The following is a 13049-nucleotide window of genomic DNA, read 5'->3' as shown; positions in this document are numbered from 1 at the left end:
ATATTTCCGCGCTGCTCGCCGGTTTTCCCAATCTTTTCCGGCTTGAGATTGATGGCACGGATTTTCTGGATTCCTACCGCGCGTGTTCCCAGGCGTTTGCGTACTGCCGTGAGCACCACGGTCCGGCGCTGGTGCATGCCCACGTGGTCCGGCCCTATTCGCATTCGCTTTCCGATGACGAACGCGCCTACAAGACCAAGGCCGAGCGCGCCGCCGAAGCCGAACGTGACCCGATCACCAAATATCCGCAATGGCTGATCGATCACAGCCACATCGATCGCCACGGTCTGGAAGCGCTGATTGCGGAAGTCGACGATCAGGTGCAGTCCGCCGCGCAGCGCGCGTCGAAAGCCGCGCCGCCCGCCAAGAGCAGCGTGTTCGATCACCTCTACTCTCCGACCGTAGACCCCACCGGACCCGCCTTCGATACCGAGCCGGATCTTAATGGCGGCGCGGGAACGGAGGCCAAGACGATGGTCGATCTGATCAACTCGACCCTGCGTCAGGAGATGGCGCGCGATGGCCGCATCATCGTCTTCGGAGAGGACGTTGCGGATTGCAGCCGTGAAGAAAATCTCGCCGAGGTCAAAGGCAAAGGTGGCGTCTTCAAAGTTACGGCCGGATTGCAGTGCGAGTTCGGCAGCCGCCGCGTCTTCAACACCCCGATCGCGGAAGCGTCGATTACAGGCCGCGCGATCGGCATGGCCACGGCCGGTCTGAAGCCGGTTTTCGAGATTCAGTTTTTCGATTACGTTTGGCCTGCGATGATGCAGATCCGAGACGAGATGGTGAGCCTTCGCTGGCGCTCCGCCGGCGGTTGGAAATGCCCGCTGGTATTGCGTATCCCGATCGGCGGCTACCTGAACGGCGGCGCCATCTATCACAGCCAGTGCGGCGAAGTGATTTTCACGCACAACCCCGGACTCCGCGTCGTCTTTCCGTCGAATGCGCTCGACGCCTGCGGACTGCTGCGCACCGCGATCCGCGCCGACGATCCGGTGCTCTTCCTGGAACACAAGCGCCTTTATCGCGAGCCCTACAACCGCTCGGCGGATCCCGGCCCGGACTACATGATCCCGCTCGGCAAAGCCCGCATCGCTAAGCCGGGTTCTTCGCTTACGGTGATCACGTACGGCGCGCTGGTTCAAAAAAGCCTCCAGGCCGCGATGCAGGCCGAGCGCCGCAATCCGGATTCGACCATCGAAATTATCGACCTCCGCAGCCTGGCGCCCTACGATTGGGAAACCATCGCCGACTCCGTGAAGCGGACGTCGCGCGTCATCGTCGCCCACGAAGATTGCCTCAGCTTCGGCTACGGCGCGGAGATCGCGGCACGCATCGGCGACGAACTTTTCGCCTATCTTGACGCGCCCGTCAAGCGCATCGGAGCGAAAGATACCTGGGTCGGTTATCACCCCAATCTGGAAGACGAGACTCTTCCTCAGACCGAGAACATTGCCGCTGAAATCGAGAAACTGCTTGCGTACTGACGGTCCGCGTGCCCAATAACGAAGTTGACCCCACCGCTCGGGTCGACTATCCCGCGCGCGTCAGCGCACTGGCGACCAGCTCGCAAGACGGTCCGCCGCCGGACGCGATCCTCATATCCGCCGCTTCCAACATCCGGTATCTTTCGGGATTTACCGGAAGCAACGCGCTGCTTCTGGTCACCCGCGGCGGCGCGACGCTCTTCACCGACCCGCGCTACGCGATCCAGGCCGCGCAGGAATGCCCGTTTCCGGCGCGCATCGAAAAAGGACCACTGATTCAAGCGGTATCGCGAGCACTGAAAACGTCAAAGCTACGCCGCCTGGCATTCGAGCGAAACCGGATGGGCTTCGATGCCTGGGAAACGCTGAAGCGCGCGGTTCCGCCCAGTTGCAACCTGCTACCGGTAAATAGCGCGGTTGAGCGGCTGCGCATGCGCAAGTCGCCGCAGGAAGTCGAGTGGATCCGCGAATCGGTCGAGACCAACTCCCGCGCGCTCCGGCGGGCGATGAAGCGATTCCGCGCGGGAATGCGCGAATCGGAACTGGCCGCCGAGATCGACTACCAATCGCGCCGCGCCGGGGCCGAGATGCCGGCCTTCGAAACCATCGTTGCGGCGGGGCCTCGCAGTGCGCTGCCGCATGCCCGGCCGACGCACGCGAAGATCGAAACGAAGGCCATGCTCCTCATCGACATGGGCGCTTTTCAGAACGGCTATGCAAGCGACATGACGCGCACGATGTTTGTGGGCAAGGCGCCGAAGCGGTTCAAGACCATGTACCGCGCGGTTTTGGAGGCGCAGCTCGCCGCAATCGACACGGTACGTCCGGGAGTCTCCGCCGCAAAGGTGGATCTTGCCGCGCGCGCCGTTCTCGAGAGTTCGGGATTCGGAGATGCGTTCGTTCACTCCACAGGTCACGGGCTCGGTCTCGAAATCCATGAGCCCCCGCGCATCGGGAAGAAAGAGAAGACCGTTGTCGAAGCCGGGTTTGTGATCACCATTGAACCCGGTGTGTATTTTGAGGATTACGGCGGCATACGCATCGAAGATACCGTCGTGGTGACGGACACGGGTTGTGAAATCCTGACGCCGACTTCGAAAGAATTGGTTGAGCTTTAGCCGTCAGCGCTTCAGTTCGGGTTCGCCGAAAGGGGAGGAGACGCCAAGGAGCAAGCCCGAGTGCCAGGACGGCTGAACCCCTGGCGCCGATGATCCAGGCCACTTACGGCGATTTTTATGGGACCACTTGGTTACGTCCGCTCTCGGACTTGCGCGTTATAGCTCGTTCCAGGTTGAGCCCCGACGGTCCCGCGTTGAAGTCAAAAAAACCCGCTGGCTTACTCGCGCGGCTCCCTCGAAATGACCCCCAACATCCACCGTTCCACCCGGATACCCTCCCTTTCGGTCGGGCTCGGAGTGGGGCTGTGATGGTCATGCCGAACTCAGCAGATCAAGGCGTGACAGATCCCCGGCCGTAGGGGAGCGGGTTTCACCACGGGCTGCTAGCTTAGAAGCGCAAAGGGCGCGGGGCGCGCTCCGTTTTGCGCGAGTGCCTCAGAAGCGCAAAGGGCGCGATCCCGCGCCGCCAAACCAAAGAGGAACTCGTGAAAAGCTTGGCGGCGCGGGTCGCGCTCCGTTTTGCGCGAGTTCCTCAAAAGAGTAGCTTGAGCGAGAACTGTATCTGCCGGGAATTGGAAGACGTGCGGCTGATTTCGCCGAATCCGGACCCGGTCACAACGTTCGATGGTAGACCGAAGTTCACTATGTTGAATAAATTGAAGAGTTCGGCGCGGAACTCTACGGTTACCAGGTGGTTTGCGGAATCCGAGTTGATGGCTGTGTCCTTGATGAATGCGAAGTCGAAGTCGTGGAAGGCGGGGCCTCGGAAAGTGTTGCGGCCTAGCGAGCCGAAGTAGCCGCTGTTCGGTCCGGTGCCGCCGGGCAGATCGATTGGAATATAGAAGTAAGACGCGTTGTTCGCGCCTAAGCCGAAGTAGTCTTCACGAATCGTCCGGCTCGTGGATAAGTCGGGCGTGCCGACTTGATCCGGCCGGTCGGTGCCGTTGGAACCCGCTCCGGTTTGTTGAACGCCGGAGTAAACGGTAAACGGGGAGCCGCTGGTGATGGTCGAGATACTAAGTAACTGCCAGCCCCGAGTTAGTTTCCGATTGAGATGACGAAGCGGCGGGATGGCTTCCACGGGGAGGTCTTGAATCGCGGTTGCGGTGAAGACGCGTTCGACGTCGAAGGAAGAAGGTCCTTTCTCCGCGCGTGTGTCGAACGGATCCTGCGGCCATGCGAGGGCGGCGGCGCCGAGCATTCCGCCGGCAATGCCGCCGATCACGGTACTGTCGTCGTCGAGCGATTTGGACCACGTGAAGTTCGCTTGAATCTGCGGTCCGCCGTGAGGGATGCTGCCCTGCAGCGATGTTTGCAGCGAATGATAGCTGGCGTGGGAGCGGTTCGTCATCAGCGACACGGTGCCGAATCCGCCGATCGGTTCGCCCAACGAATTGAACTCGGTGTAAGGCGCGAAGGCGGGCGTCGCGCCGGGGAAACCGTTGGGGAAGTTGATCGCCGGAAGACTGATACCAGCGGTTCCGACGTACGCGGCGCTGGCGTGCAGCGGGCCGACCGGGCGTTCGAGCGATAGCGACCAAGTCGCCATGTAAGCGTTCCGGAAATCCTGTGAGATGGCGTTGACGTTCAAGGGTGAGATCTGGTGGCCGGCGCTAAGTGCGGCGATGCCTTGCTCGAAGCTATCGATGTCCCAGACAGTGTTCGGAGGGACGGCTTTCGAGTTACCTGAAGCCAGGATATTGGAACCGCCGGGAGTATAGACACCGGGTAAGTCTTGCGGCGTGATCGTGGTGCCATACAAGAGTGGAGCGCCAGGGGCGGCGGTAAGTCGGGGATAGTCGACATAGGGCGCCGCACCGGTCAGCAGGTTGTCTTGCCAAATGTTGGGCGGAATCGTGGTGATGGCGCCGCCGATCCTGATCCAGAAGTCTTTCGACCACGGCTGATCGGAAGGCTGCCAACTGATCCGGAGGCGCGGATCCCAGTCGTTACCCGTGAAGCGATAACTGGGCTGAACGTTGATCAGGTACTCAGGAGTCGGGCTCAAAGAGACACCCGCCGTGCGATCGGCGCGCTCGGTGATGGGCCAGTAGAGTTCGTAGCGGAGTCCGTAATCGAGTACAAGCTGGTTGGATACTTTCCAGGTGTCCTGAAGATAGAAGTTGGTGTTGTACCTTGAGATGGCAGCCACACCGATCTGGCTGCCCTGCGGGAACTGCGGCGGCGCAACCGCGACGGTGTAGGCGAAGGCACTGCCCATGAGAAACGCGGAAAGCGTGTCGGGTAACTGCTCGCCTGCGGTGATGTTATGGAGACCGCTGGCGGAAACTATATCGGCCGTCGCGTAGGCGGCGCCTCCGCCGAAGGTGAACTGTCCATTGGGGGCCTGGCCGAAGTAAGTGGTATCCCGATTCGCGCGCCATTCCGCTCCCGCTTCGATGGTGTGCTTCCCATGAGTCCAACGCATGTTGTGGCGTAAGTGGAATAAGTTGCCGAGCGCGGCTGTTACGGAACCGCCGGCAGCGTTGAACGGTTCATAGAGACTATCGGCGAAAACGACGGAGGGGTCGGTGTGATCGGGTGTAGGGAACGACGGAGTTGTACGGGTGAAGCCGATGGAGGATTCGGCGGAGACTTGCGGCGAGATCGTGCGGGTCCAGTTGAGGACCGCGTTGCGTTGATGGTCGTTGTAAGTGATGCCGAAGTTCGGGTCGATGGCGGTCTGGTCGGGATTGGTGGTGGGTCCGGTAAGGTTGTCGCGAGTTACCCGGGCGAAGAGATGGTCTTTAGAAGACAACTGGTGATCGAGGCGGATCGAGAACTGATCGGCATCGGTTTGGACTTTAGAAGACGTGGCGTAAGTGCGGGCTCCGAAGGGACCTTCGGGATCATTGGGGAGCGGATAACGGCTTAGGATTGCAGCGATTTTGGGATTGACGGGAACGTAGAGTGTGTCGCCGGGGAATACGGTAGTGTCGATGCCGGCGCGCTCGTTGGCGGTAGGAACGGCGAGTACCTGAGTGGTTCCGAGAACCTGGCGGAAACCCTGGTATTCCACAAAGAATTGAGTCTTGTCAGTAATTCGACCCCCGACGGTTCCGCCGAACTCATTGCGGCGAAACGGGGGGATGCGATCGGGGTCGGCCACCGTCTCGCGGTCGAAGAAATTGCGTGCATCGAAGGCGGAGTTGCGCACGAACTCAAATAACGATCCGTGGAAATGGCGGCTGCCCGAGCGGGTGAGGATATTGGTGAATGCCGCAGCGCCGCGTCCAATATCCGCCGGCAACCAGCCGGAGGAGGATTGGATTTCTTGAACGGCGTCGACATTGAAGTTGGTGAGAGTAGCGCCGCCGAGTTCGGGGTCGCTGGAATCCGCGCCGTCCATGGCGAAAACGGCTTCGACGCCGCGTTGCCCATTGACCGCGAACTGTTGGGTGAAGTTACTGGCGCCGTTGGTGTCCGTCATAGTTCCCGCGGCAAGCAACAGCAACTGGCCGAAATCGCGCTTATTGAGCGGGATGGCGGCAACCGCGTCGGCGGAGAGTGTCTGGCCACCGCTCGAGACGGGCGCGGTGGTGGATTCTAGAGTTACCGAACCGTTGTCCGTAATGGTTAGTTTCGCGATGCCGTCCATCGGGAGCTGAAGCGATTTCGCGTAGATGAATTCACGCCCATTCTGTTGGACGGAGAGGCGATAACTTCCTGGCGGCAAACCTTCGAAGTGAAAACTACCGCCGGCCGCGGAGGTTGTGGCTTTGGCAACAGTAGCGGAGCGAAGTTCTACTGTCGCTTGCGCTACGCCGCTGCCGTCGGCATGACGGACTGTGCCGGTCCACTGATTGGCAGCGTGTTCCTGGGCGGAAACAAGTACAGCCACGCAGAGGAGTAAAAGGGCGATGCGCATCCGTTCAGGATACGCCGTAAAAGATTCTTGCGATCAGCGCTGCCATAAGATGTAGTTGGCTTCCAGAGGGACTTTCGCCACAACACCAGCGCTTTGGAAATGCGGTATGACGCGCGCTGTGTAGTCTGAGGATGCGCGGCTTGCGGTTACTTCGGTGGTGTAAACGTACGCGCCGTCCGCATCCTGACTTTTGCGCTCCATCTCCTGTACGACCGGAGGACCTCCATGAATACCATCAGCGTAAAGTTCGACTCGTAATAAGTTCGGATCTAACTTACCGGCGAACACTTGAGCCTGAAACCTATGATGGGCTTGATCGCTATCGACCCTTACCTGGCCGAACCGCAGCATCGCCCATCGTTCTTGCAAGTCGCGCTGCCAGTCGACGATTTGTTTCCCGGGGGCGCCTTTATCAGCGGCGCGCAGCCGGAAAGCCCCGGCGCCCGGGATATAGTGCTTCTCCGCGTATTCGGTAACGGCGCGATGCGCTGAAAAGCGAGGCGTCAATCGCGCCATGCTTTCGCGCATCCGGGCAACCCAACCGCGCGGGATGCCCTGCTTGTCGCGGTCATAGAATCCGGGAATAACTTCCCGTTCGAGTAGACCGTACAGCGCTTCTGCTTCGACCGCGTCCCAGGCCGGATCATCACCATGCTCCTGGCCATCGCCGAGCGCCCACCCAACTTCCGGCGTGTAGGCTTCTGCCCACCAGCCATCCAACTCCGAAAGATTGATGCCGCCGTTAACGAGCACTTTCATGCCGCTAGTACCGCAAGCTTCCCAAGGACGTCGCGGGGTGTTGATCCAGACATCCACGCCTTGCACGAGATTCTCGGTTAGAAGCATGTCGTAGTCGCTAAGAAAGATAGCGTGGGCGCGGGTTTCGGGTCGCCGGATAAATTGAACCCATCTTTGAATCAAGGCCTGACCGCCCTGATCTGCCGGATGGGCTTTGCCGGCGATGATTAGTTGGACGGGACGCTGGGAGTTACTGAGTAGACGAAGCAAGCGCGCTTCGTCGTGGAGGAGTAAGTCGGGCCGCTTGTAAGTGGCGAAGCGGCGCGCGAAGCCCAGGGTAAGGATATTTGGGTCGAAGAGATGCCGGGCAGCTTCGACCGCTTCGGTTGAGGCGCCGGACGAGGCAAGTTGCCGGGACAGCCGGTCGCGCGCGTAGTCAACCAGAGACTTGGTCGAATCGTTCCGGAATTGCCAGAGCTTTTCGTCGGAGACTGCGCGAATGTCATGCTCCAGGTTTTCAATTGACCCGTTCCAGGGGTCCACTCCACAAGCTTCGGTCCAGAGCTTGTCGGATAACTGGGAGTCCCACGTCGGCACGTGAACTCCGTTCGTGACGTAGCCAACCGGCACTTCTTCCCGCGGCCAGCGCGGGAACAATGACTGAAAAATTTGCCGGCTCACTTTGCCGTGCAGCTGACTGACTCCGCTGACCGCTCCGCAGCCGCGAATCGCCAGGTAGGCCATGTTGAAAGCCTCGGCAGAGTCGTCCGGGTTCTGGCGGCCGAGAGCCAACAGATCATGGGTCGTGATCCCGAGTTTCCGGGTCGCATAATTGCCGAGATACTGCTCGATCAGGGCCGGAGGGAAACGGTCAAAACCGGCCGGCACAGCTGTATGAGTGGTAAAGAGATTGCCCGCTCGAGTGGCGGCCAGTGCTACGTCAAAGGGTACGCCGGCTGCTTCCATGAATGCCAAGGCGCGCTCCAGCACGGCAAAGGCGGCATGCCCTTCGTTCAGATGACAGACTTCGGGTTGGATGCCTAGCGCGGCGAGTAACCGCCAGCCGCCTATCCCGAGCACCAGTTCCTGCTTCAGGCGCAGTTCCGGGCCGCCCCCATAGAGTTCGCTCGTGATCCCCCGATGCGCAGGATAGTTAGCGGCGTCGTTACTATCTAATAGATAGAGCTTTACTCGGCCGACCTCGACTTGCCAGGCGCGCAGCCAGACGGAGTATCCGGGCAATGCGATCTCCAAGCGCAGCCATTCGCCGTTCGGCTCGCGCAGCGGAGAGATAGGCAGCTGCCCAGGGTCGTTAAACGGGTAAAGAGCTTGCTGCGCGCCGTTTTTATCGATCTCCTGGCGGAAGTAGCCTTGCTGATAGAGTAGACCCACACCGACGACAGGCACGCCGAGATCGCTGGCGGCCTTCAACTGATCTCCGGCTACATTCCCAAGACCGCCGGAGTAAATGGGCAGCGCTTCACTCAACATAAACTCCATGCTGAAGTAGGCTGCGCAGGTAAGTGAGGTGTTGGGGTGAATCTTCTGGAACCAGGCGGGAGCCTCCAGCGCATTTCGCCGACGCTCAACTAAGGTATCAATATACTTTCGGAAGACAGGGTCAGCTAACAGCCGTTTGATCTTGTCCCGGGAGGCGGTCTGCAAGACGACCCAGGGGTTATGCGTCATCGCCCATAACTCGGGGTCGAGTTGCCGCCACACGTCATTGGTGGCGTGATTCCAGGACGATCGTAAATCTAAAGCGAGTTCCGCAAGCGAATCGAATCCTTCGATTTCATTCGGCTGGTGAGTGTAGGTTGATTTGCTGATTGGAGTTTCGTTGCTCATGATTGGTTGGGCCGGGCTGATGCTATCAGTTTGCCGGAATGAGCATCAAATCGCCAGCAAAATGTCTGGAGGAGGGCTAGAAAGCGGTAGTAGTAACCACTCCGTAACCGTCGCGGCACAGTAACGTACGAGTCTACAGAGGCGCGCGCCTCGACCACAACCGCCCGACTCGCGGTACCGGATTCGTGCATCGTCCAAAATGTCCTTGAACGGGCCGAGCCAGCGTTCGTAGCTGCGCCACTGGAGGAGCCCGTCGCGATAATCGGCTGCCGAACCTTCTCTGAGCTTGCCGTGCGGACATTACATTCGGTCTTGTGGAACTCGACGCGCGCCGGTTCAAATTCAAGGCCACAGAATTCGAGGATCCGGCTATGGGTGGATTAGTTACTCTTGAAGGGCTGATTTGCTTGCTTCCGTGGAACGAGAATCATGGTTTCTGTGATCCTCGACAACATGGCCGCGGGTACGGATCGCGTTGAGATTATCGCCAGCTACCCTTCATTGCAGCGACGACATTAGCGCTGCGCTCTCTTACGCCGGGGAATTGGCGAGAGAGGGAAGTTTAGAACTGCCGCTCGAACTTAGCGCGTGAAGTTCAAGGTTGACGAAAATCTTCCGACCGAAGAAGCGGCGAGATCCGAGGGGGGACGTTGCGGCTCTCCAGCCATCGACGGACGTCAAGGCGCGCGTTCGGTTGCTGCTCGGACAAGTGACTGGAACGATAGCCCTCCGCGGCGAGGCCGTCTGGCGCTGCTGGGCAACCCTCCCTTTCGGTCGGGCTCAGTGTGAGTTTTGTGCTATGGCTGCGTGGGTTCGAGCAGGGTGTATTCCAGATCGTAGGAATGCTGGCCGTTAGCAATCTGGATGTCGAGCGTGCCTGTGATCCCTTTGAAGTCGCCGGTTCCGGAGCCGGGGACGATGTTGACGGACATCTTGCGGCCGCTCGGGTCCATCATTGCGGAATGCTGCAGGACGAAGCTGCCGTGCTTGCCCTTCAGCGCGCCGGTTACGACTTCGATGGCGACGTAGCCGGCTTGGCCGTGCTGGGGATCTCCGGCGGAGAACATCTCGCCTTTGGTGGTCGCTTCGAGATCGCCTTGAATTTGCTTGTCGATGGAGAAGCGGGAAATTCCGTCGGCTGGAGCGGGGGTTAGCGGCTTCACATTTACCGTGAACGCGCCGCGGGCGTGATGGGTCATGCGTGTGAGTGTACCGGATGGTGTTCCGCTCAGTGGATGGCGAATCGAGACTCGCCAGGGCAGGGACGACTCTGCGGCGCGTCATCACCTTTTTTGGTTTCATAATCAACAACTTACAGAAATTTGTTGTCACTCGCGCGCCGAGTGTGCTAATAATAGTGGCGTAGGAACCGCAGGTCTTGAGACCGGGTTCCGACCAAATCCCGCAAGTAAAAAAGTTGGAGGTTCAATCGATGAAGATTCGTCCGCTTTACGACCGTATCGTGGTCAAGCGCATTGAGGAAACCGAGAAGATGCAGGGTGGCCTGTACATCCCGGATTCCGCGAAAGAGAAGCCGCAGGAAGGCGAAGTGGTCGCTGTCGGCAAGGGCAAGCGCCTTGAAGATGGCAAGGTGGTCGCGCTGGACGTTACGGTTGGCGATCGCATTCTGTTCGGCAAGTATTCCGGCTCCGATATCAAGCTGGATAACGAAGAGTACCTGATCATGCGCGAGGACGAAGTGCTCGGCATCCTCGACAAGCAACCCGTCTCGGCCTCGAAGTCGAAGGCCAGCTAAGTTTTCGTAACACTTTCGTAAAAGAACAACCGGAGATATAAGTTATGGCGAAACAGATTGTATATGCAGAAAATTCCCGCCAGGCGATCCTGCGCGGAGTCAACCAGCTCGCGGATGCGGTGAAGGTCACGCTCGGTCCCAAGGGCCGCAATGTGGTCCTCGAGAAAAAATTCGGCGGCCCGAATATCACCAAAGACGGTGTGACGGTTGCCAAGGAAATCGAGCTGAAAGATCCGCTCGAAAATATGGGCGCGCAGATGGTGCGCGAAGTGGCTTCGAAGACCAGCGATGTCGCCGGTGACGGCACCACGACGGCCACGATTCTGGCTCAGGCGATCTTCCGCGAGGGCGTGAAGGCCGTGGCCGCGGGCGCGAACCCGATGGCCCTCAAGCGCGGTATCGATAAGGCCGTTGCGGTGGTTGTCGAAGAAATCAAGAGCTTCAAGAAAGACATCTCGGGCGACATGATTGCCCAGGTTGGCACCATTTCCGCCAACAGCGACAGCCACATCGGCGAGATCATTGCCGAAGCCATGAAGAAGGTCGGTAAGGACGGCGTCATCACGGTGGAAGAGTCCAAGACCATGACCACTGAACTGAACACCGTCGACGGTATGCAGTTCGATCGCGGTTACCTCTCGCCGTACTTCGTTACCGATCCGGACCGGATGGAAGTGGTTCTCGAAGATCCTTACATCCTGATCCACGAGAAGAAAATCAGCAACATGAAGGACCTGCTGCCCGTGCTCGAGCAAATCGCCCGCGCCGGCAAGCCCCTTCTGATCATTGCTGAAGAAGTGGAAGGCGAAGCGCTCGCCACCCTCGTCGTCAACAAGCTCCGCGGCACCCTGAACGCCTGCGCCGTGAAGGCTCCTGGTTTCGGCGATCGCCGCAAGGCCATGCTGGAAGACATCGGTGTGCTCACCGGCGGCAAGGCGATTTTCGAAGAGACCGGTATCAAGCTGGAAGGCGTCCGGCTGGAAGATCTCGGCCGTGCCAAGCGCGTGACCGTGGACAAAGACAACACGACGCTGGTGGATGGCGCCGGTTCGCAGAAGGCGATCGAAGGCCGCATCAAGCAGCTGCGGACGCAGATCGATGAGACCACGTCCGATTACGATCGCGAGAAGCTGCAGGAGCGGTTGGCGAAACTCGCCGGCGGCGTCGCGGTCATCAAGGTCGGCGCGGCGACGGAAACCGAGATGAAGGAAAAGAAGGCTCGCGTGGAAGATGCACTGCATGCGACCCGCGCGGCTGTCGAAGAAGGAATCGTTCCCGGTGGCGGCGTGGCTCTGCTGCGTGCCGCCAAGAAGCTGAACGATCTTCATCTGGAAGGCGACGAGAAAATTGGCGTCAACATTATCAAGCGCGCCTGCGAAGAGCCGGTACGCCAGATCGTCAACAACTCGGGTGTGGAAGGCTCGATCGTGATCGAGAAGATCCGCGAGAACCCCAGCCCGCACTTCGGCTTCAATGCCGCGACGGAAGTCTACGAAGACCTCGTAGCCTCGGGCGTTATCGATCCGGCCAAGGTGACCCGCTCCGCGCTGCAGAACGCGGCGTCGATTGCCGGTCTGATGCTGACCACCGAAGCCATGGTTTGCGAGATACCGGAGAAGAAGGGTGCTCCGGCCGGCGGTCCTGGCGGACATGGTCCGGAAGGCATGGACTACTAAGCTCGACTCCAACCTGTTTGACAACAAGCCGCGGTTCCGAAAGGAATCGCGGCTTTTTTCGTTGCAGGCGAACCTCGGCGGATTCGTCATGCCTACTTCAAAGAAAGTCGCATCGCAGGCCGGTAACGATCTGAGCGACCCGAAAACGCCGAAAAAAGATCGAGCGCCGATCGCGTTCGCAGGAGCGCCAGCGTTCCGGGAAAACGATCCTGCTTCCTGGTCAAAGCCTTCTTGGTCCAAGCCTTCTTGATCCAAGCAATCAGAGCCGCGTCTTTTTGGCGGAGTTGGGCGGCGAGCGTCAGCACGCACCGTCCCGCAGGCTAGGCGGTTAAAGTCCGGTGTTGGCCAGCAACGGAATGGCCTCGGAAATACCTCCGCTTTTTAGAAGGGTTAGCTCCTGAAATCCTCCCAAAATTCATATATTCACCTGAGCCCACGGGGGCCTAACCCGTTTAGATTAATATGTTTGAACGTTTGGCGCTAGGCGTGCTTGCTGATGCGCCCATAGCTCGAACTCTTTCGTTGGAAATCTAAACGTTCCGACACGTCGCCGCA

At 59.4% G+C, this 13049-nt stretch carries 8 protein-coding genes; 5 read left to right on the top strand and 3 right to left on the bottom strand.

The window, feature by feature from the left end; all coding sequences use genetic code 11:
- Positions 1–1490, top strand: a 1490-nt coding sequence (locus H1Y01_RS18625) for a transketolase C-terminal domain-containing protein (RefSeq protein ID WP_180542234.1), incomplete at its 5' end; no start/stop codon positions are given.
- Positions 1491–1498: 8 nt separating this feature from the next.
- Positions 1499–2608: a M24 family metallopeptidase gene (locus H1Y01_RS18620; protein WP_180542232.1), complete on the top strand. Its 1110-nt coding sequence runs from the start codon at positions 1499–1501 to the stop codon at positions 2606–2608.
- 532 nt (positions 2609–3140) lie between these two features.
- Here the strand turns inward: H1Y01_RS18620 and H1Y01_RS18615 are convergent.
- The gene (locus tag H1Y01_RS18615; protein ID WP_180542230.1) at positions 3141–6476 is read right to left on the bottom strand and encodes a TonB-dependent receptor; all 3336 of its coding nucleotides are present in this window, start codon (positions 6474–6476) and stop codon (positions 3141–3143) included.
- A 33-nt stretch (positions 6477–6509) separates the two neighbouring features.
- Positions 6510–9062 carry an alpha-glucan family phosphorylase gene (gene glgP, locus H1Y01_RS18610; protein ID WP_180542228.1) on the bottom strand — a complete coding sequence of 851 codons (2553 nt, stop codon included), beginning with the start codon at positions 9060–9062 and terminating at the stop codon, positions 6510–6512.
- Between the two features lie 429 nt (positions 9063–9491).
- Between glgP and H1Y01_RS20185 the strand changes: the two genes are divergently transcribed.
- Positions 9492–9581 carry a DUF433 domain-containing protein gene (locus H1Y01_RS20185; RefSeq protein ID WP_219341685.1) on the top strand — a complete coding sequence of 30 codons (90 nt, stop codon included), beginning with the start codon at positions 9492–9494 and terminating at the stop codon, positions 9579–9581.
- A 278-nt stretch (positions 9582–9859) separates the two neighbouring features.
- On the opposite strand, the gene H1Y01_RS18600 is transcribed toward H1Y01_RS20185, so the two are convergent.
- Positions 9860–10261: a DUF3224 domain-containing protein gene (locus H1Y01_RS18600; RefSeq protein ID WP_180542226.1), complete on the bottom strand. Its 402-nt coding sequence runs from the start codon at positions 10259–10261 to the stop codon at positions 9860–9862.
- A 233-nt stretch (positions 10262–10494) separates the two neighbouring features.
- On the opposite strand from H1Y01_RS18600, the gene H1Y01_RS18595 reads away from it, so the two are divergent.
- On the top strand, positions 10495–10818 hold the full coding sequence (locus H1Y01_RS18595; RefSeq protein WP_180542224.1) for a co-chaperone GroES: 324 nt from the start codon (positions 10495–10497) through the stop codon (positions 10816–10818).
- Positions 10819–10862: 44 nt separating this feature from the next.
- On the top strand, positions 10863–12494 hold the full coding sequence (gene groL, locus H1Y01_RS18590; protein ID WP_180542222.1) for a chaperonin GroEL: 1632 nt from the start codon (positions 10863–10865) through the stop codon (positions 12492–12494).
- The last annotated feature ends 555 nt before the right edge of the window (positions 12495–13049 follow it).

The organism is Nevskia soli (assembly GCF_903970205.1).
GTDB lineage: Bacteria > Acidobacteriota > Terriglobia > Bryobacterales > Bryobacteraceae > Bog-113.
This window is presented reverse-complemented; position numbering and strand designations above follow the sequence as displayed.

Coding starts and splice junctions, on each gene's coding strand:
- H1Y01_RS18615 (WP_180542230.1), bottom strand. CDS start 6,476: ATGCGCATCGCCCTTTTACTCCTCTGCGTGGCTGTACTTGTTTCCGCC.
- H1Y01_RS18595 (WP_180542224.1), top strand. CDS start 10,495: ATGAAGATTCGTCCGCTTTACGACCGTATCGTGGTCAAGCGCATTGAG.
- H1Y01_RS20185 (WP_219341685.1), top strand. CDS start 9,492: ATGGTTTCTGTGATCCTCGACAACATGGCCGCGGGTACGGATCGCGTT.
- groL (WP_180542222.1), top strand. CDS start 10,863: ATGGCGAAACAGATTGTATATGCAGAAAATTCCCGCCAGGCGATCCTG.
- glgP (WP_180542228.1), bottom strand. CDS start 9,062: ATGAGCAACGAAACTCCAATCAGCAAATCAACCTACACTCACCAGCCG.
- H1Y01_RS18600 (WP_180542226.1), bottom strand. CDS start 10,261: ATGACCCATCACGCCCGCGGCGCGTTCACGGTAAATGTGAAGCCGCTA.